At 71.7% G+C, this 18,292-nt stretch carries 19 protein-coding genes and 1 tRNA gene; 8 read left to right on the top strand and 12 right to left on the bottom strand.

What is annotated here, in order from left to right; translation table 11 throughout:
* The first annotated feature begins 4 nt into the window (after window positions 1-4).
* From EJC51_RS19965 to EJC51_RS19995, 7 genes are all read left to right on the top strand, one after another.
* Window positions 5-484 (top strand): Lrp/AsnC family transcriptional regulator, encoded by a 480-nt coding sequence (locus EJC51_RS19965; protein WP_126272342.1) that lies wholly within the window; start codon window positions 5-7, stop codon window positions 482-484.
* A gap of 20 nt (window positions 485-504) precedes the next feature.
* Entirely contained in the window at window positions 505-1,152 is a 648-nt protein-coding gene (locus tag EJC51_RS19970) for an ABC transporter permease (RefSeq protein WP_126272343.1), read from the top strand.
* Entirely contained in the window at window positions 1,145-2,392 is a 1,248-nt protein-coding gene (locus EJC51_RS19975) for a betaine/proline/choline family ABC transporter ATP-binding protein (protein ID WP_126272344.1), read from the top strand. Before EJC51_RS19970 ends, EJC51_RS19975 begins: the two co-directional genes overlap by 8 nt.
* Window positions 2,393-2,451: 59 nt before the next feature.
* Entirely contained in the window at window positions 2,452-3,240 is a 789-nt protein-coding gene (locus tag EJC51_RS19980) for an ABC transporter permease (RefSeq protein ID WP_244363405.1), read from the top strand.
* Entirely contained in the window at window positions 3,237-4,199 is a 963-nt protein-coding gene (locus tag EJC51_RS19985; protein ID WP_126272346.1) for a glycine betaine ABC transporter substrate-binding protein, read from the top strand. The genes EJC51_RS19980 and EJC51_RS19985 overlap by 4 nt, the downstream gene beginning before the upstream one ends.
* A gap of 84 nt (window positions 4,200-4,283) precedes the next feature.
* On the top strand, window positions 4,284-4,868 hold the full coding sequence (locus EJC51_RS19990; protein ID WP_126272347.1) for an ArsR/SmtB family transcription factor: 585 nt from the start codon (window positions 4,284-4,286) through the stop codon (window positions 4,866-4,868).
* Window positions 4,868-5,050: a hypothetical protein gene (locus EJC51_RS19995; protein ID WP_126277050.1), complete on the top strand. Its 183-nt coding sequence runs from the start codon at window positions 4,868-4,870 to the stop codon at window positions 5,048-5,050. Before EJC51_RS19990 ends, EJC51_RS19995 begins: the two co-directional genes overlap by 1 nt.
* On the opposite strand, the gene EJC51_RS20000 is transcribed toward EJC51_RS19995, so the two are convergent.
* The 6 genes from EJC51_RS20000 to EJC51_RS20025 all read right to left on the bottom strand — a co-directional run bounded on the left by EJC51_RS20000 (window position 5,047) and on the right by EJC51_RS20025 (window position 10,860).
* Window positions 5,047-5,838, bottom strand: a complete 792-nt coding sequence (locus EJC51_RS20000) for a YlbL family protein (RefSeq protein WP_126272348.1) — start codon at window positions 5,836-5,838, stop codon at window positions 5,047-5,049. The genes EJC51_RS19995 and EJC51_RS20000 overlap by 4 nt on opposite strands.
* 75 nt (window positions 5,839-5,913) lie before the next feature.
* Window positions 5,914-6,555, bottom strand: coding sequence for an IclR family transcriptional regulator (locus EJC51_RS20005; RefSeq protein ID WP_126272349.1), 642 nt, complete (start codon window positions 6,553-6,555; stop codon window positions 5,914-5,916).
* 332 nt (window positions 6,556-6,887) lie between these two features.
* A complete protein-coding gene (locus EJC51_RS20010) occupies window positions 6,888-8,687 on the bottom strand; it encodes a DEAD/DEAH box helicase (protein ID WP_126272350.1) in 1,800 nt (599 codons plus the stop codon).
* 111 nt (window positions 8,688-8,798) lie between these two features.
* Entirely contained in the window at window positions 8,799-9,167 is a 369-nt protein-coding gene (locus EJC51_RS20015; protein ID WP_126272351.1) for a type II toxin-antitoxin system death-on-curing family toxin, read from the bottom strand.
* Window positions 9,167-9,364 (bottom strand): hypothetical protein, encoded by a 198-nt coding sequence (locus EJC51_RS20020; RefSeq protein ID WP_123761049.1) that lies wholly within the window; start codon window positions 9,362-9,364, stop codon window positions 9,167-9,169. Before EJC51_RS20020 ends, EJC51_RS20015 begins: the two co-directional genes overlap by 1 nt.
* Before the next feature lie 32 nt (window positions 9,365-9,396).
* Entirely contained in the window at window positions 9,397-10,860 is a 1,464-nt protein-coding gene (locus EJC51_RS20025) for an MFS transporter (RefSeq protein WP_126272352.1), read from the bottom strand.
* 221 nt (window positions 10,861-11,081) lie between these two features.
* On the opposite strand from EJC51_RS20025, the gene EJC51_RS20030 reads away from it, so the two are divergent.
* A tRNA-Cys gene (locus EJC51_RS20030) sits at window positions 11,082-11,153 on the top strand.
* Between the two features lie 64 nt (window positions 11,154-11,217).
* On the opposite strand, the gene EJC51_RS20035 is transcribed toward EJC51_RS20030, so the two are convergent.
* The 6 genes from EJC51_RS20035 to EJC51_RS20055 all read right to left on the bottom strand — a co-directional run bounded on the left by EJC51_RS20035 (window position 11,218) and on the right by EJC51_RS20055 (window position 18,243).
* Window positions 11,218-11,601 carry a hypothetical protein gene (locus EJC51_RS20035; RefSeq protein ID WP_126272353.1) on the bottom strand — a complete coding sequence of 128 codons (384 nt, stop codon included), beginning with the start codon at window positions 11,599-11,601 and terminating at the stop codon, window positions 11,218-11,220.
* Window positions 11,602-11,805: 204 nt separating this feature from the next.
* Window positions 11,806-12,984 (bottom strand): SUKH-4 family immunity protein, encoded by a 1,179-nt coding sequence (locus tag EJC51_RS20040; protein ID WP_126272354.1) that lies wholly within the window; start codon window positions 12,982-12,984, stop codon window positions 11,806-11,808.
* 303 nt (window positions 12,985-13,287) lie between these two features.
* A complete protein-coding gene (locus EJC51_RS49190; RefSeq protein ID WP_279631353.1) occupies window positions 13,288-13,422 on the bottom strand; it encodes a hypothetical protein in 135 nt (44 codons plus the stop codon).
* The gene (locus EJC51_RS20045) at window positions 13,419-15,728 is read right to left on the bottom strand and encodes a xanthine dehydrogenase family protein molybdopterin-binding subunit (protein ID WP_126272355.1); all 2,310 of its coding nucleotides are present in this window, start codon (window positions 15,726-15,728) and stop codon (window positions 13,419-13,421) included. Before EJC51_RS20045 ends, EJC51_RS49190 begins: the two co-directional genes overlap by 4 nt.
* Complete coding sequence (locus tag EJC51_RS20050) at window positions 15,725-17,353, bottom strand: 2Fe-2S iron-sulfur cluster-binding protein (protein ID WP_126272356.1); 1,629 nt, start codon at window positions 17,351-17,353, stop codon at window positions 15,725-15,727. The genes EJC51_RS20045 and EJC51_RS20050 overlap by 4 nt, the downstream gene beginning before the upstream one ends.
* Window positions 17,350-18,243: an FAD binding domain-containing protein gene (locus tag EJC51_RS20055; RefSeq protein WP_126272357.1), complete on the bottom strand. Its 894-nt coding sequence runs from the start codon at window positions 18,241-18,243 to the stop codon at window positions 17,350-17,352. The genes EJC51_RS20050 and EJC51_RS20055 overlap by 4 nt, the downstream gene beginning before the upstream one ends.
* Window positions 18,244-18,292 lie beyond the last annotated feature (49 nt).

Below are 18,292 nucleotides of genomic sequence, written 5' to 3' on the forward strand. Positions count from 1 at the left end.
GCTCGTGGGGATCGACGGACTGGACGGACGGATCATCGTGCTGCTGGCGCGGGAGCCCCGGATCGGGGTGCTGGAGATGTCCCGGCGGCTGGGGGTGGCCCGCGGGACGGTGCAGGCGCGCCTGGACCGCCTTCAGTCGAATGGCGTCATCCGCGGATTCGGTCCCGAGGTGGACCCGGCGGCCCTGGGCTACCCGGTGACCGCGTTCGCCACGCTCCAGATCCGTCAGGGGCAAGGCCCGGACGTACGCGCCCACTTGGCGACCGTGCCGGAGGTTTTGGAACTGCACACGACCACGGGCTCCGGGGACATGCTGTGCCGCCTGGTGGCCCGGTCCAACGCGGATCTTCAGCGGGTGATCGACCGGGTTGTCGGTTTCGATGGGATCGTCCGGGCCGCCACGGCGATCGTGATGGAGAACCCGGTTCCGCTGCGGATCATCCCGCTGGTGGAACAGGCGGCGGAGGACGAGGAGAGGACCTGACCTACCTGGGGTGACCGCGTGTGAGCTTCTGGGAGTATCTCGGCAACCGCCATCAGCAGCTGCTCACCGACGCCTATCAGCACGCCAGCGCCGTCTTCCAGTGCATGGTGGTGGCGACGCTGCTCGGGGTGCTGATCGGGGTCGTCACCTATCGCAGCGAATGGGCCGGGAACCTCGCCACGCTGACCACGTCGACCATTCTGACCATCCCGTCGCTCGCCATGATCGGTCTGCTGATCCCGATGGTCGGTCTCGGCGTACCCCCCACGGTGATCACGCTGACCCTGTACGGGCTGCTGCCGATCGTGCGCAACGCGATCGTCGGCCTGCGCGGGGTCGATCCGTCGCTGGTGGACGCGGCGACGGGCATCGGGATGTCCCGGCCGATGCGGCTGGTGCGGGTCGAGCTGCCGCTGGCCTGGCCGCCGATCCTGACCGGGATCCGCGTCTCCACGCAGATGCTGATGGGCATCGCGGCCATCGCCGCCTACGCCTCCGGCCCCGGCCTCGGCAACGAGATCTTCCGCGGGATCGCGTCGCTGGGCAGCAAGAACGCGCTCAACCAGGTGCTCGCGGGCACGCTCGGGATCATCGTCCTGGCCCTGCTGTTCGACGCCGCGTACGTCCTGATCGGGCGGCTGACCATTCCCAGGGGGATCCGTGTCTGAGACGTCCACGTCCACCGCCTCCGGCGCGTCGATCGAGCTGGAGAACCTGACCAAGAGGTATCCCGGCAATCCGCAGCCGTCCGTCGACAACGTCTCCATGGAGATCAAGGCGGGCGAGATCGTCATCTTCGTCGGTCCGTCCGGCTGCGGTAAGTCGACGACGCTCAAGATGATCAACAGGTTGATCGAGCCGTCGGGTGGCCGCATCCGGATCAACGGTGAGGACGTGACCGACATCGATCCGGTCAAGCTGCGCCGCAAGGTGGGCTATGCGATCCAGTCGGCAGGGCTGTTCCCGCACATGACGGTCGCGCAGAACATCGCGCTGGTGCCGAAGATGGTCGGCTGGGGGAAGACCCGGATCAAGGACCGGGTGGAGGAGCTGCTGGACCTGGTGGGGCTCGACCCGGGCGAGTTCCACGGCCGGTATCCGCGTCAGCTCTCCGGCGGCCAGCAGCAACGCGTGGGCGTGGCCCGGGCGTTGGCGGCGGATCCACCGGTGCTGCTGATGGACGAGCCGTTCGGCGCGGTCGACCCGATCACCCGGGACCATCTCCAGGACGAGTTGATCAGGCTCCAGCACGAGCTGCACAAGACGATCGTGTTCGTCACGCACGACTTCGACGAGGCGATCAAACTGGGCGACCGTATCGCCGTGTTGCGCGAACGCTCGCACATCGCGCAGTTCGACACCCCGGAGGCGATCCTCACCAACCCGGCGGACGACTTCGTGTCGGGGTTCGTGGGGGCGGGCGCGGCGCTGAAGCGCCTGAATCTGACCCGCGTACGGAACGTGGAGATCACCGACTACCCCACGGTGACCGTCGACGACCCGCTCCAGGACATCTTCAACCGGCTCCGGGACAGCGGTACGAACGAGATCCTGCTCCTGGACAAGCGGGGCCGCCCCTACAAGTGGCTGCGGCGCGGCGACCTGATGCGGGCGAAGGGTTCGCTGGCGCGGGCCGGGACGCTGGTCCACGACACGGTGACGCGGGACGCGACCCTGCGGGACGCGCTGGAGGCCGTGCTGACGGACAACGCGGGGCGGGTGGCGGTGACCGGGCGGCGCGGGGAGTACACGGGCGTCGTCGACATGGAGACGCTGATGAACTCCGTGCACGAACTGCTGGAGGCGGACCGGCTGGAGGCCATGGAGCACCAGCACGAGCTGGAGGAGGCCAGGGCCGCGCAGACCCACGCCGAACAGGAGGGCGACGGAGGGGAGAAGAAGGCGTGAGCGTCCCCGACCTGGAGCGGCAGGAGGACTCCCCGGACTCCCCGGAGTCCCTGGAATCCCTGGAATCCCTGGAGGAGCGGGAGGCGCCTGCGCCGCAGGTGGACCTGCGGCGCAGGATCACCTGGCAGAAGCTGACCTTCCTGCCGGCCGTCCTGGTGGCGGTGCTGCTGGCGACCTGGCTGTGGTTCCAGCAGGCGGACCTGGACTCGATCTCCGAGAACGCGCTGTCCAACGGGCAGGTGTCTAAGGCCCTCTGGCAGCATGTGAAGCTGACGGTGATCTCCACCTTCTTCGTACTGATCATCGCGATCCCGCTGGGCATCCTGCTGACCCGGAAGATGTTCCGGAAGGCCACCCCGGTCGCCATGGCCGTCGCCAACATGGGCCAGGCGACCCCGGCGATCGGCCTCCTCGCGCTGCTGGTGATCTGGCTGGGCACGGGGACGAAGGCGGCGCTGATCGGCATCATCATCTACGCGGTGCTCCCGGTGCTGTCGAACACGATCGCGGGCCTGAAGGCCAACGACCCGACGCTGCTGGAGGCCGCGCGGGGCATCGGGATGTCGTCGGTGGGAGTGCTGACCCGGGTGGAACTCCCGCTCGCGGTCCCCCTGATCCTCGCGGGCGTCCGAACCGCCCTGGTCCTCAACGTCGGTACGGCGACGCTGGCGACGTTCGGCGGCGGTGGTGGCCTGGGGGTCCTGATCACGACCGGCATCACCAACCAGCGCATGCCGGTGCTGATGCTGGGCTCGATCCTCACGGTGGCTCTGGCGCTGCTGGTGGACTGGCTGGCCTCGCTCGCGGAACTGGTGCTCAGGCCCCGGGGGTTGGAGGTGGGGCGATGAAGCGGGCGGTTGCTCTCACCGGCGTGGTGTTGCTGCTGGCCTCTGCCTGCGGTCTGACGAGCGGCTCCCCCATGGTCGACGACGTGCGGCCGGGGTCGATCGGCGCCGGGGAACCACTGAAGGGCGCGAGCCTGACGGTCACCTCGAAGGAGTTCACGGAACAGCTGATCCTGGGCGCGATCATGGGGATCGCGTTCGAGGCGGCGGGCGCGGACGTACTCGACCGCACCGGCATCCAGGGATCCATCGGAGCGCGGGAGGCGGTCAAGTCCGGTGACGCGGACGGGATGTACGAGTACACCGGTACCGCGTGGATCACGTACCAGGGCAACAGCGAGCCCATCGCCGACCCGCGGGCGCAGTGGGAGGCGGTGCGCGAGGCCGACCTGAGGAACGGCCTGACATGGCTGCCCCCCGCGGCACTGAACAACACGTACGCGCTGGCCATGAACGCGGCCAACGCCCAGAAGTACGGCACGAAGACGCTGTCGGACGTGGCCGCGCTGTCGAAGTCCGATCCCGGTGCGGTGACGCTGTGCGTGGAGAGCGAGTTCGCCAACCGCGCGGACGGGTTGCCGGGCATGGAGAAGGCGTACGGGATGAGCGTGCCGGCGAAGAACATCACGCAGATGGACACCGGGATCATCTACACCCAGGTGAAGAAGGGCAGCTGCACCTACGGCGAGGTCTTCACGACCGACGGCCGCATCAGGTCCATGAACCTCGCGGTCATGCGGGACGACAGGAAGTTCTTCCCCAACTACAACGCCGCTCCCGAGATCAACTCCAAGGCCCTGAAGAAGTGGCCGGCGATCGAGAAGGTCCTGGACCCGGTCACGAAGAAACTGAACAACACGGTGGCGCAGGAGCTGAACGCCAGGGTGGACGTGGACGGGGAGGATCCGCACCAGGTGGCGCTGGACTGGATGAAGGCGGAGGGGTTCGTGAAGGAGGGGTGACCCGGCCTCCGGCGGTGACCCGACTTCCGGCGACTTACAAAGAAGGCGTTGCAAAGGAACCTTTGCATAGCTATCTTTGTACGCATGCCGGAAGAGCCGAACCTACGGAAACTAGACGCGCGTTCACTGCGGGGGCTGGCGCATCCCCTGCGGATGCAGTTGCTCGACGCCCTGCGCTTCGGAGGGCCCGCCACCGCGTCCCAACTCGCCGAGAAGCTGGGCGAGTCGAGCGGGGCCACCAGTTATCACCTGCGCCAGCTCGCCGCGCACGGCTTCGTGGCCGACGATCCCGAGCGCGGTAAGGGTCGGGAGCGCTGGTGGAAAGCAGTCCACACCGGGCTGACCTTCGACGACGCCCTCCTCACGGACAGCGACCCTGCCGTCCGCGGGGCCGCCGACCTGTACCTCCATGAGGTCGCCACCACCCAGGTCCAGAACCTCTCCACCTGGCTGGGAAACCGCGCCACCTGGCCGGAGGCATGGAACCGGGTCTGGGACATGAGCAGCGCGACGCTACAGCTGACGCCGGAGCAGAGCCGCGAGCTCATCGAGAAGATGCACGCGCTGATCGAGACCTACCGCGATCTACCCGCGAGCGACGACACGGCTCAGGTACGCATCCACACCCACGCCTTCCCCATCACGACGGACGGAAAGGAACCCCAGTGATAGACCCCGAGACCCACCTCGCCCTGCACCAGCTCCGCGCCGCCGACCTCCGCGCCCAAGCCGAGGCCCACCGCCTCGCCACCGAGGCCAAGCCCCCACGCGCCCTGCGCTCCCGCGTCGGCTGGACCCTCGTAGAGCTCGGTCTGCGTCTCGCGGCGAGCCCCCGCCCCGCCCTCGCCTAACAGCTCGGAACCGAACCCTTCCCCGACTCCAGCGCCACGAGGGAGCCCACCGCCCCCTTCAGCGTCGTCACCGGGATGAGTCGCAGCCCCTTCGGGAGTTCCGCCTTCGCGTCGCCGCATTCGTCCTCGGGGACGAGGAACACCGTCGCCCCGTCCCGCTTCGCCGCCTGCGTCTTCAGGGAGACGCCGCCCACCGCGCCCACTGTCCCGTCGGCGTCGATCGTGCCCGTACCGGCGATCACCCGGCCGCCCGTGAGGTCACCGCCGTTGCCGTCGCCGTGCAGCTTGTCGACGATGCCGAGGGAGAAGAGGAGCCCGGCACTGGGGCCGCCCACGTCCGCCAGCTTCAGGGTGACCTTGATGTTCTTGTCGGAGAGGTCCAGGTAGTTCAGCGCGGCCTCGGTCGCCGCGTCCTGGGACTGCTTCATCTGCTCGGTGTTGTGCCGCTCGATCTGCTGCGTGGACTGGCCGCTCGGGTAGACCGAGTCGCGCGGCATGACCGCCTGGTCCGTGGCGAACCACGCGTCGAGCACGTCCCCGAGCGAGACCCGGGTGTCCGGATTGGTCGCCTCGATGGTCGTCATCCGCAGCTGCCCGGTCGTCTTACGCGTCTCGGCACCCGTGATCGTGATCACCGGGGTGTCCTGGTTCTCGCCGAGGACGTTCGCCGTCATGCCGGGCTGCGTCAGCGAGAACGGCAGGGGCGCGAACGCCGCGGTGGCGAGCAGGGCCACGACGGGCAGGGCGCAGACGGCGACGGCCCGGGGGCGCGTGAGGCGAGAGAGCACGGGATCAATCTAACGCGACGGTCACTTCCGGCCACGGGGTGGCCCGCGGCCACCCCGTTCCCCTCGCCGAACCCCTCAGCGCAATGCCTCCGCCACCTCCCGTGCCGCGTCCATCACGCGCGGGCCCACCCGTTCGGGCACCGCGTCCGCCAGCATCACCACGCCGACACTGCCCTCGACGCCCGTGACGCCGAGCAGCGGGGCGGCGGCGCCGCTGGCTCCGGCCTCCAGTTCGCCGTGGGTGAGGGTGTAGCCCGGCTCGCCGGGCGGCTGGGTGCGGGCGGACAGGATCGCCCGGCCCGCGGCGCCCCGGTCCAGGGGGTGGCGGAACCCGGCACGGTAGGCCACGTGGTAGTCCGTCCACGTCGGCTCGACCACGGCGACGGCCAGCGCCTCCGCCCCGTCCACCAGCGTGAGATGGGCCGTGGCCCCGATGTCCTCGGCGAGGGAACGCAGGGCCGGCAACGCGGCCTCGCGCACCAGCGGATGCACCTGGCGGCCCAGGCGGAGCACGCCGAGGCCGACCCGGGCACGTCCGCCCAGATCACGTCGTACGAGAGCGTGCTGTTCGAGGGTGGCGAGCAACCGGTAGACGACAGTCCGGTTCACGCCCAGTTTGTTGGATAGCTCGGTGACGGTCAGCCCGTGGTCCGTATCGGCCAGCAGCTTGAGGACACGCAGTCCTCGGTCGAGCGTCTGAGAGGTCTCCGCGGTCACGACGCCCACTCCTCCAAGTGGTGAGGTCGGCGGCCTTGTCGCGGCGGTGCGTCATCGAGTCCCGTCGGTGACGCGCGTCAGAGGCCGCCGATCGGCCGGCGGCCCGGCATGCGTACCGGGCCGCGTCGCTTCACGGCTGCGCTCCGCGGCGGCGCTGCCACGGGGCGTGTGCGTAGCGGGACATTAGCGAAGCCGGTTCGCTGAGCGGAAGGCTCCGTCCAGAATCCGGTCACTGGCCGGTACGGAGTACTTCTGTTTGTCCTGATACGTACGGCGCACAGCATCCTGCGGGCACAGCATCTGACACGCCCCGCGCCCCCTCGGCCAGCGGCTCAGCGCATCCGGGTGGCCCACTCCTGCACCTTGGCGATGCGCTGCCGCAGCTGCCCGGCCGTGGCCTCGGCGCTCGGCGGTCCGCCGCACACCCGGCGCAGCTCGGTGTGGATGACGCCGTGCGGCTTGCCGCTCTGGTGGACGTAAGCACTCACCATCGTGTTGAGCTGCTTCCGCAGCTCCATCATCTCCTTGTGGGAGACGACGGGCCGCCGCTCGGCGGGCAGTTCCAGCAGGTCCGCCTCGGCGTCCGGCTTCTTGCGGCTGTGCGCGATCTGCCGGGCCTGCCGCTTCTGGAGCAGCAGCTGCACCTGGTCGGGTTCGAGGAGGCCGGGGATGCCGAGGTAGTCCTGCTCCTCCTCGCTGCCCGGGTGCGCCTGCATGCCGAACTCGGCGCCGTCGTACAGCACCCGGTCGAAGACGGCCTCCGACTCCAGCGCCTCGAAGGCGAACTGCTCCTGCTCGCCGGTGTCCTCGTCCTGCTCCTTGTTCGCCTCCTCCATCTCCTTCTCGGACTCGGCGTACGGGTCCTCCTCGCCCTCCTTCTTCGGCTTGTCGAGGGCGTGGTCCCGCTCCACCTCCATCTCGTTGGCGAAGGTGAGGAGGTCGGGGACGGTCGGGAGGAACACGGAGGCGGTCTCACCACGCCGCCGGGACCGCACGAAACGCCCGACGGCCTGCGCGAAGAAGAGGGGCGTGGAGATGGTGGTGGCGTACACCCCGACGGCGAGGCGCGGCACGTCGACGCCTTCCGACACCATCCTGACGGCCACCATCCAGCGGTCGTTGCTCTCGCTGAAGTCGTCGATGCGCTTGGACGCGCCCGCGTCGTCGGAGAGCACGAGCGTCGCCTTCGTCCCCGTGATCTCACGGATCAGCTTGGCGTACGCACGTGCGGAGTCCTGGTCGGAGGCGATGACGAGCGCGCCCGCGTCCGGGATGGCCTTGCGGACCTCGGTGAGCCGCTGGTCGGCGGCGCGCAGCACGCTCGGCATCCACTCACCGCGCGGGTCGAGCGCCGTACGCCAGGCCTGCGAGATGGCGTCCTTGGTCATGGGCTCGCCGAGCCGGGCGGCGATCTCGTCGCCGGCCTTCGTCCGCCAGCGCATGTTGCCGCTGTAGGACAGGAAGATCACCGGGCGCACGACATGGTCGGCGAGCGCGTTCCCGTAGCCGTAGGTGTAGTCGGCGGCGGACCTCCGGATCCCGTCGTTCCCCTCCTCGTACGTCACGAAGGGGATGGGGTTGGTGTCGGACCGGAACGGCGTACCGGTGAGCGCGAGCCGGCGGGTGGCGGGCTCGAAGGCTTCGAGGCAGGCCTCGCCCCAGGACTTGGAGTCACCGGCGTGGTGGATCTCGTCGAGGATGACGAGGGTCTTGCGCTGCTCGACGCGGTTGCGGTGCAGCATGGGGCGGACGCCGACGCCGGCGTACGTCACGGCGACGCCGTGGTAGTCCTTGCCGAGCGGGCCCGCGCTGTACTCCGGGTCCAGCTTGATCCCTATCCGGGCGGCCGCCTCGGCCCACTGCTTCTTCAGATGCTCGGTCGGCGCGACCACGGTCACCTGCTGCACGACGTGGTGGTGCAGCAGCCAGGAGGCGAGGGTGAGGGCGAAGGTCGTCTTGCCGGCGCCCGGGGTCGCCACCGCGAGGAAGTCACGCGGCTGCTCCTGGATGTACTTCTCCATCGCCCCCTGCTGCCAGGCACGCAGCTTGCTGGCGGTGCCCCAGGGGGCACGGCCGGGGAAGGCGGGCGAGAGGTGGTGGGACGTGGTGGTGGAGGCGGCGGTGGTAGTCACGGTCTCCGTAGGGGTCCGGTGCGTATGACGACCGGGTCACCTTACCGGCGCCCCGGCGGTGTCAACGCGCGGACGGGGCCGGGTCGCCGGTGGGTGGGACCGAGGTCACAGTCAGCGCGCGAAGCGCGGCAGATGGGCCGCGATCTTGGGCACGTCCAGGGCGCCCTGACAGACGTCGAAAACGAAGCGCTCGGCCTCGTCCACGTCGAAGCCGGCGTCCAAGGGGTGCCCGTTCATGTGCAGGAAAACCCAGGTCGCGTACCAGGCGATGCGCTTGTTCCCGTCGACGAGCGCGTGGTTGCGGGCCAGCGACTCCATCAGTGCGGCAGCCTTCTGCCATACGTCCGGATAGGCGTCCTGCCCGAACACGCTGGACTGCGGACGGGCCGAGGCCGAGTCCAGCAGCCCGTAGTCACGCACCTCATCTGCCCCGAGCCGCATCGCCAGGTTCAGCAGCTCGGGCAACGTGAGGTAGTGCATCAGGCGAGCCTCCGGTTCAGCTCGGCGCTCGCCTTCAGGACGTGATCCGCCGCCTCGTTGAACAGACGTGAGTGCTCGTTTATGGCCGCGATCACCGCGTCGTGCGCGAACGCCTGCATGCTGCGTCCTTCCGCCGCCGCACGCTCACGCAGGGCATCAAGCTCTTCGTCCGTGAAACGCAGATTCAGTCCAGCCATACCTCGACGGTACTACGCGGTACCACTCGGTGTCATCGAGATTCGACCCGCAACCGCCGCGTCACCCAAGCCCCCACCAACGCCACCCCCGCCATCGGCAGGAACACCGCCGCGAACGCCGCCGGATGAGACCCCGCACCGGACGCCTCCGTCGCCTCCGTCGCCGTATGGCTCACCGCGCCGCCGCCCAGGGACGCGAACGCGGCGCCGCCCGCGGCCAGCAGGACGACGTTGGCGAGGGCGTCGGAGATCTGGAGGGACGCGGAGTTGGTGCCGGCCTCCTCGGGGGCGGAGAGCTGGAGCAGCAGCACGCTGGTCGACGAGATCACCAGGCCCATGCCGAAGCACCCGAAGGCCCACGCCACCGCGACCGTCCAGGCCGGCACCGAGTCGATCAGCACACTCGGCGCCGCCGCGATCGACGCCGCCACCAGCACCATCCCGGCCGTCATCAGCCGCTCCCGGTACGGCTCCACCCGCGCCCGTGACTGCACCCACGACCCCAGCGCCCATGTCAGCCCGCCCGCCGCGAGCGAGAACCCGGCGAGCGTCGGCGTGAGCCCCCGCTGGGTGACCAGCATCAGCGGTACGAAGGACTCGGCGGCGATGAAGGACCCCGCGGCGACCCCGCGCAGCAGTACGACGGAGGGCAGGCCGCGGGCGGCCCGGTAGGTGCCGCGGGGCAGCAGCCCCAGCACGGCCGGCACGAGGAGCGCGGCGCCCGCGACGCCCGGGAGCAGGGAGAGCCACCTCAGATCCTGGGCGGCGTACTGCAACAGTCCCGCACCCAGCGAGATGCCGAGGGCGAGGCGGATGCGACGCCGGTCGAACGCGCCCCCGGCCTTGCCGTCGACCGGCCCGGCCGCCCGCCGGCGGATCTGCGGCAGCGCGAGGGCGAGGGGGAAGACGACGAGTACGGGGATGCCGACGAACACCCACCGCCACCCGAGATGCTCGGTCACCGCGCCCGCCGCGAGCGGCCCGACGATCGACGGCACCACCCAGCCCGCGGCGAAGGCGGCCATGATCGCGGGCCGCAGCCGCTCGGGGTAGGCCCGCCCGACGACGACGTACAACGCGACGATGACCAGCCCGCCGCCGAACCCCTGCACGGCCCGCCCGAGGATGAACAGCCACATCGCCCCCGCGGTGCCGGACAGCATCAGCCCGGCGGCGAAGGCGGCGATCCCGGTGGTCAGCGGGCCGAGCGGCCCCCGCCGGTCGGACCACTGGCCAGAGAGGACCATCCCGAGCAGCGAGGTCGTGAAGTACCCCGAGAACGCGAACGCGTACAGCGACACCCCGTCCAGCTCCCGCGCCGCCACCGGCATCGCCGTCCCGACCGCGGTCGCCTCGAAGGCGATGAGCAGCACGACCGACACGATCCCGACACTGAGCGCCCGGTAGGACCGGCTCAGCACTCCGTCCTCGATACCGGCGGGCAGGTCAGGGGCGGTTTCCGCGACGTCGGCGTCGCGCGGTTCGAGGGTGGTCATGGTCGCCAGGGTAAGGGCCGAAGCCGGGTTTGACCCCTGTCGGGGGGCGGGCTGACGCTGGGACCTTGGTCGTACGACCAGGGCCGTGCCCGCGCCTTTCATGAACGGCGTATGGCAGTCCCGTTGCAGGGCGGGCGATTCCCTTGAGCCCCTTCTCGCCCCGCCCGTACGGTCGTCTCACCGAGGTCGGAACGGAGTCCGAGGCTCTGATCCCGGTGAACGGCCGTGTGCCCGAGTGGCTTAGGGACTCGCCTGCAAAGCGAGGTACGTGGGTTCAATTCCCGCCACGGCCTCTGTGTCGAGCGCGCCGAAAGGGCGGCGCCCCGGTGGGGGTGCCGCCCTTTCGGCTGGTCGGGGTCAGGCCCTGGCGTACTCCCAGCCGCCGCACCTGTACGGGGTGCCGTCCGAGCCGTCCTGGAGGCAGGCGCGGATCTGGAGGGTGGTGCCCTCGGCGAAGGACAGGTCCCAGTCCTTGGCGACGGCGTAGCCGTTGCCGTTGTAGTACGAGTGGGTCGAGGAGCTGGAGTTGTAGCGCCACTGGGCGGCCGTGCCGTGGCCGTCCTTCAGCATGTCGAGGGCGGTGAGGATCTCGCCGTCGGCGGCGAAGTACGTCTTCGCGGTGACGTCCGACGAGACGATGGAGTTGGAGGCCTCGTAGACCTCACCGGCGGCCTGGGCGGGGGCGATGCCCAGGGCGAGCGCCGACGCGGAGGCCGCGGCCACCCCGAGGGCGGTCGTCATTCGACGGTGGAGCTTGCGCACAGCAGCGGTCCTCTCTTCGAACAACCGGTCGCGCCCGAACTTACCTGAGGGGAACGGGAGTTGACTGATTATTAAAGAGGGAGGCCGCGGCCCGTACCCGGCCCCATCCGGTCCTGGAGTCACCCGAGGCACCGGCACCGGAGTCGCCGGAGGAGTGGGCTGGAAGGGCCGAGGCGGGTGCGGTCAGAGCAGGCCGCCCGCCTCGTCCCGCAGCGCCTCCGTCCAGTAGTGCCAGTCGGCGTCCGGTGCGCTGCCGGTGCGGTCGACGGTCGACAGGACCTGGATCATCGTGGCCGCCAGCTGGGCGTGCGGCCCCAGCGGCTCGCCCAGCACGCGGTCGCGGCCCTGCGACAGCTCCTCGTCGAGCGTCGCCTCGCGGCTCAGCAGCCAGAGCGTGAAGGCGAGCGTGGAGACGTCCGTGTTCAGCGGGTGGAGCACCGCCTCGGGCTCGCTCCAGTGCAGGACCGCGCCGGTCCGGCCGTCGACCACCAGGCTGCTGTCCTCGACGAGATGGCCGAGGCGTATCAAGTGGTCGGCGCCGTCGGGGAGTTCGGCCGCCGGGTCGTCTGCGTGGTGCTCGGCCAGGGTCGGCAGCGGGACGTCCGTGTCCAGACGGAAGAGCGCTGTGTCCTCGGGCAGGCCCGTGTCGCGCAGGAAGCGGCGGGTGGGTTCATGGGTGAGCGTCGCGGGGAAGTCGACCTCCTCGAAGCGCCAGATCTCGCCCTGCCCGAACTCCTGGTCCAGCAACCGGGACGGAAGGTCCAGCGCCAGCCCCGAGGCCCTGCCGGGACCCGCCGTCAGGGACAGCGGACGGATCAGGGCAGCCGCCCGCCACAACGCCGGCACCTCGCCGCCCGTGCCCTCCTCGAAGATCGCGAGCAGCTGCCGCGAGGCCTCCGCCGCCACCTGCGGGCCGTGCCGGTCGGCGTAGGCCGCGAACTGGCCGCGCAGCTGAGTCAGTTCCTCCGTCGCCGTCGCGAAGCGCACCAGCTTCTCCAGCGACGGGGCGAGCGGGCGGCGCTCCATCAGGTCCGGGCGGTCCCACCAGAACTCGGTCGTCGACACCTCGCCCGTCACGCCGTCGAGCAGGACCGACTCGGTCTCCCGGCCCTCGTCGTCGAGCAGTCCGCCTATGACCAGCTGGTCCCGCATGTCCACGGCCAGCCGCCCGTCGGGGTCGCCGGTCGCGTCCGTCAGGGTCCGCAGGCCCTCGCGGCCGAGCTCCGCGAAGCTCAACAGGCCGATCTCGGTGGGCAGTCCGGGGCCCGTCAGCCAGGTGCGCGTGGACGCGTGCGTGACGAGGCGCTCCAGGTCGTCGTCGGTCAAGGTGATCACCGCGGGTGCGGTGCCGGTCGTGCTCATCGTTCCCCCGTGCGTGCGAGCTCTGTGTCCCCGAGCGGGGCTCCGTGTCCCCGAGCAGGGCAGGGCAGGGCAGGGCGGGTTCGTCGTGAAGATCTCGCCGTCGTTCCCCACTGACCGGAACACTACGCCGCACCACTGACAACGGCCCCGACAGCCGGACCGCCGGGCGACACGGCAACGCCCCACGACACAGAGACGCTCGAACCACCCTGGCGCGTTGCCTCCCCGCCAGAATCGCCTCCACCGCTCCCCGCCGAGCATCACGTCACACGCACCCGCGCATCACGAGACCGCCCCCGCGGGTCACGTCAGGTACACACCGCCCAGCACGACCACCAGCGCGGCGAGCGCGAACACCAGGATCCACACCAGCAACTTCCCGACGCTGGGCGGCGGTTCGTAGCGCTGCGGGTCCAGGTCGGGGTCCTGGGAGCTCACTGTCCCGTCACCACCGCGGCCTGCGGGCGGATCGGCAGCCGGTTCACCGGGCGGCCGGTCGCGGCCCGTACGGCGGAGGCGACGGCCGCCGGTGACGTCACCACCGGCACCGCGCTCACCGCCTTCGCGCCGAAGGGCGCGACCACGTCCCGTTCCTCGACGAGCTTCACGATCCGGATGTCCGGCGCGTCCAGGGCCGTCGGCAGCGCGTACCCGGTGAGGTCCGGGTGCCGGATCAGCCCGCGCGCGGTGCGCAGGTTCTCGGTCAGCGCGATGCCCACGCCCTGGGTGACACCGGCCTCGATTCGGGCCGCCAGCTGCGCCGGGTTCAGCACCCGCCCGACGTCCTGGGCGACGGCGAGTTCGACGACCCGGACGGAGCCGAGTTCGATGTCGACGTCGACCACCGCGCGGATCGCGCAGAAGGCCATGCCGACGAACGCGTCGCCCTGGCCCTGCGCGTCGAGCGGTTCCGTCGGGTGCGGGCGGCACTGGGCGGTGGCCCACAGCTCCTTGCCGTCCAGGGCCTCGGTGACGGTGGTCGACAGGACGCCGTCGTACGAGGTGATCTTGCCGTCGGTGATCTGGAGCAGCTCGGTGGACATCCCGAACTTGTGCGCCAGCGGCTGGAGGAGCTGGGTGCGGACCATCTTCGCCGCGCGTTCCACCGCGCCGCCGGAGACCCAGGTGTGGCGGCCTCGGCAGCCCGCGCCGGCCGGGGGCTGGTCGGTGTCGACGGGGGCCACGTGGACCTCGTCGATGCCGAGGGTCTCCTGGACGATCTGGCGGGCCAGCGTGGTGAAGCCCTGGCCGGTCTCGACGGCCGCGCAGAGCACGGTCGCGATGCCGTCGTGGACCTTGACGGTGGCCGTGGAGACCTCGTCGGCGCCCTCGGCGCCGAGCATGTGCACCATGCCCAGGCCGTAGCCCACGCCGCGGCGGATCGCGCCCGGTTCACCCGCGCCTTCGGGGCCGCCGGGCAGCAGCCACTCGTCCTCGGGGGTGTCCTTGGGCAGCGCGGGCAGCGGGAAGTCCCGTACCGCCTGGAGGAGTTCGGCGACCGGGGCCGGGCAGGTCACGGTCTGGCCGGTCGGCAGGACGTCGCCGGTGGCCATGGCGTTGCGCAGCCGGAGTTCCGCGGGGTCGATGCCCAGCTTCTTCGCCAGCTTGTCCATCTGGGCCTCGTAGGCGGCGCACACCTGCATGGCGCCCTCGCCGCGGACATGGCCGGAGGGCGGGTTGTTGGTGCGCACGGCCCAGCCCTCGATGAAGGCGTTCGGGACGACATAGGGGCCGCAGGCGAAGCCGACGGCGGCGGCGAGCGCCTCGGAGGAGGTGTCGGCGTAGGCGCCCGCGTCGAGCAGGATCTGCGCCTCGACCTTCACCAGCTTGCCGTCGGCGTCGGCGTGGTGGCGGTAGCGCAGGAGGGTGGGGTGGCGGTGGGCGTGGCCGAGGAAGGACTCCTCGCGCGTGGCCGTGAGTTTCACCGGGCAGCCCGTCTTGAGCGCGAGCAGGCCGAGCGGGAGCTGGATGCCCTGGTCCTCGCGGTCGGCCGTGGCGCCGGGGACGCCGGTGACGACGATCTTGACGCGCTCGGGTTCCAGGCCGTAGCAGGCGGCGGCGGTGTCCCGGTCGGTGTGCGGGTCGGTGGAGGCGAGGTAGAGCTCGACGCCGCCGTCGGGGCGGGGCACGGCGAGTCCGGCCTCGGCGCCGATGGGGGCCGGATCCTGGCGGCCGATGCGGTACTGGCCCTCGACGACGATCTCGCCGGTCGCGGCCGGGTCGCCGTGGTGCAGCGGGATGTGCCGGATCAGATTGCCGTCGGCGTGCAGCGGCTCGGCCTCGAAGGCCAGCTCGGGGTCGGTGACCGGGTCGAGCACCTCGTACTCGACGATGACGGCCGCGGCGGCCATCCGCGCGGTGTCGGGGTGGTCGGCGGCGACGGCCGCGATGGGCTCGCCGTGGTGGCGTACGACCTCGGAGGCGAAGACCGGGCGGTCGGCCTTGCCGCGGCCGTACAGCGGGTGGCCGGGGACGTCCTCGTGGGTGATGACCGCGCGGACGCCGGGCATCTCCCGCGCGTGGGTCGTGTCGATGGACACGATGCGCGCGTGCGGGTGCGGGGAGCGCAGCACGGCCGCCCACAGCAGGCCCTCGGCCCACAGGTCGGCCGCGTACGGGAACGTGCCCTCGGACTTGGCGCGCGCGTCGGCGGCCGGGAGGGAGGCGCCGAGGCCGTGCGGGATCGGCTCGGGGGCAGGGGCTGCCTCCGCGGGAGTGGTCGCCGTGGCGGCTTCGTTGCTCACGCCTGGCCTCCGTCCGTTCCGTACGCCTGGTCGTGCCGCGGCTCGAAGGCCGACGGATTCACACCGCCGGCTCCCGGGCCCGCCTGGTGGGGAATACGTGCCTCGTCGCCGTCCGACTCGGAGTTCGCGGCGGCGTGTGCCTCGCGCTCGGCGACGACCTCCTTGACGGCGTCGACGACGCCCCGGTAGCCGGAGCAGCGGCACAGGTTGCCGCACAGCGCCTGGCGGGTCTCCAGCTCGGTCGGCGCCGGGTTGCCCTCCAGCAGGTCGTGCACGGTCATCGCCATGCCCGGCACGCAGAAGCCGCACTGCACGGCGCCGCACCGGGCGAGCGCCCGCTGCACGTCGGAGGGGCGGCCGTCCTCGGCGAGGCCCTCGACGGTCCGGACCTCGCTGCCGGCGGCGGTGACGGCGGGGACCAGGCAGGAGGCGACGAGCCGCCCGTCCACCTGGACGTTGCAGGCCCCGCACTCGCCCTGCGAGCAGCCGTCCTTGGCCCCGGCGAGGCCGAGCCGCTCACGCAGCACGTAGAGCAGCGACTCGCCGATCCAGGCGTCGGCCACGGGCCGGTCGACGCCGTTGACGCGCAGGACGTAGGCGGCGAGGGGGTGTTCCTCGCCGGGGAAGGCGGGGGGCTGTTCGGCGGTGTTCTCTTCCGCGTCCTCGGCCGCGGGAGCGGTGTCGCCGTCCGGGGCGTGCTCGACGGGCGGCTCGGACGCCTCTTCAGCGGCTTCCACGGCCCCCTGGGAGCCCTCGGGGGCCTCGGCCGCGACGGCGTCCTCACCGTCGCCCGCAGAGGGCTGTGAGGCGGCTGCGGCGGGGGCGGCGTCGGAGGGGTGGTCCGATGGCTCGGCGGAGGCGTGCACCGCGTCCGGGGCGGACTCGTCCAAGCCCGCCTCCACGCGCGCGTGGACGTCCGCGTCACCCGCGGCCTCCGGCGGCACGTGTACGTGCTCGTCGCCGGCCGGCAGGCCATGACCGCCGTCGGCGGGGACGTGCGCGTGTCCGAGCTCGGCTCCGGGAGCCGCCGGCTGCCCGGCGTCCACCGCCCCGGTGTCCCACGGCTGTCCCGTCTGCGTCGCCCAGGGGGCCGGCGCGCCGCCGGGCAGTGTGGCCGGAGGCGTGCCGCCGCCCCACTGCTCGACGAGGGACGACGTGGTGAACTCGCCCGATTCGTCCGGAAGGTCACCCCCGGCGACGGGGATGGACCACTGTCCCGTGACGTCGTGGCCGGGCGCCGGGGCGGAGTCCGACGCGTCCTGGAAGGTCCACTGCCCGGTCGCCCCCGGGTGGTACGTGAACTGGTCGTTCCCGGTCTGGTGCCCGTCCTGCGGCACGGCGTTGGGGTCGGGCCACTGCGCGCCACCGGCCGGGGTCGCGGCCCAGCCGCCGGTGGCCGCCGGGTCGGTGTCCGCCGTGCCGCCGGGCGCCGCCGTTATCTGCGGCGGCACATAGCCGTGGCCTCGCGCCGCGAGCGGGCTGTCGGAGGCCAGCAGCGCGTCGATGCCGCCCTCGGGGAGCTTCACGAAGGCGGTGGCGCCGTCGTCGTAGTCGCCCTGGGGCAGCGGGTCCCAGCGGCCGCCGCCGTGGGGCGCGGCGCCTTCTCCGTGCTGGTCGTCGGTCACGACAGTGCCCTCCCCAGTGCTCGTCGGGCCAGCGCGGCGACGGTGCGCCGCAGGTGCAGTACGGCGGGCGGAAGCTGCTGCACGGAGCCGTCGGGCTCCGGGGCCGGGTCGGGGATGCAGGCCGCGGCGACGTACTCGCCGAAGGCGTGCAGCGCCTCCGGGACGAGCGCGCGGTTGTTGTCCCAGTCGATCAGCCGGCCGACCCACTGCTCGGCGTCCAGGGGCCGCAGCGGCATCGGCGCTATGGCTCCTACGGCGCACCTGACTCCGCGCCGGGCGGGGTCGAGGACCAGCGCGACGGAGGCGATGGCCCGGCCGGGGCCGGTGCGGCCGGTGGCCTTGAGGAAGACCTGCGGCGCGTGCAGCAGCGGCACGCGCACGAAGCCGATGAGCTCGCCGCCGCGCAGCATGTCCACCCCGGCCAGCAGATGCGACACCGGGATCTCCCGGCGGGCTCCGCCCTGGCCCGCGATGATCAGCGTCGCCTCCAGGGCGGCCAGCACCGGGAGCGCGTCGCCGGTGGGGGACGCGGTGGCGATGTTGCCGCCCAGGGTGCCCGCGTTGCGGATCTGCGGCGGGCCCGCGGCGCGCGCGGAGGCGGCGAGCGCGGGGATGAGGGCGGCGAAGTCGGGGCGGCCCATGCGCGCGTGCGTGAGCCCGGCGCCGAGCAGGGCGTGCCCGTCCAGGTACTGCCAGCCGCGGATCTCGCTGATCCGGCCGAGGCCGACCAGCGCGGCGGGCCTGAGCTGGCCGGAGTTCACCGCGGCCATGAGATCGGTGCCGCCCGCGACGGGCACGGCGGCGGGCGTGGCGGCCAGTGCCGCCACGGCCTCGTCGAGCGTCGTGGGCAGCGTGACGGCCTGCGCCGCCTGCGGTGCGTGCGTGGTCAAACCGGCTGCCCCTTCCCGCTGCCCCACCTGGTCCCAGCTGGTCCCGCCT

Origin of the sequence: Streptomyces aquilus, assembly GCF_003955715.1 — a bacterium.
In the GTDB taxonomy this organism is placed as follows: Bacteria; Actinomycetota; Actinomycetes; order Streptomycetales; family Streptomycetaceae; genus Streptomyces; species Streptomyces aquilus.

Bases quoted from the DNA above. Each gene is read 5' to 3' on its own strand.
- EJC51_RS19985 (WP_126272346.1), top strand. From the start codon at position 3,237: ATGAAGCGGGCGGTTGCTCTCACCGGCGTGGTGTTGCTGCTGGCCTCT.
- EJC51_RS19990 (WP_126272347.1), top strand. From the start codon at position 4,284: ATGCCGGAAGAGCCGAACCTACGGAAACTAGACGCGCGTTCACTGCGG.
- EJC51_RS20015 (WP_126272351.1), bottom strand. From the start codon at position 9,167: ATGCACTACCTCACGTTGCCCGAGCTGCTGAACCTGGCGATGCGGCTC.
- EJC51_RS20020 (WP_123761049.1), bottom strand. From the start codon at position 9,364: ATGGCTGGACTGAATCTGCGTTTCACGGACGAAGAGCTTGATGCCCTG.
- EJC51_RS20025 (WP_126272352.1), bottom strand. From the start codon at position 10,860: ATGACCACCCTCGAACCGCGCGACGCCGACGTCGCGGAAACCGCCCCT.
- EJC51_RS20035 (WP_126272353.1), bottom strand. From the start codon at position 11,601: ATGACGACCGCCCTCGGGGTGGCCGCGGCCTCCGCGTCGGCGCTCGCC.
- EJC51_RS20040 (WP_126272354.1), bottom strand. From the start codon at position 12,984: ATGAGCACGACCGGCACCGCACCCGCGGTGATCACCTTGACCGACGAC.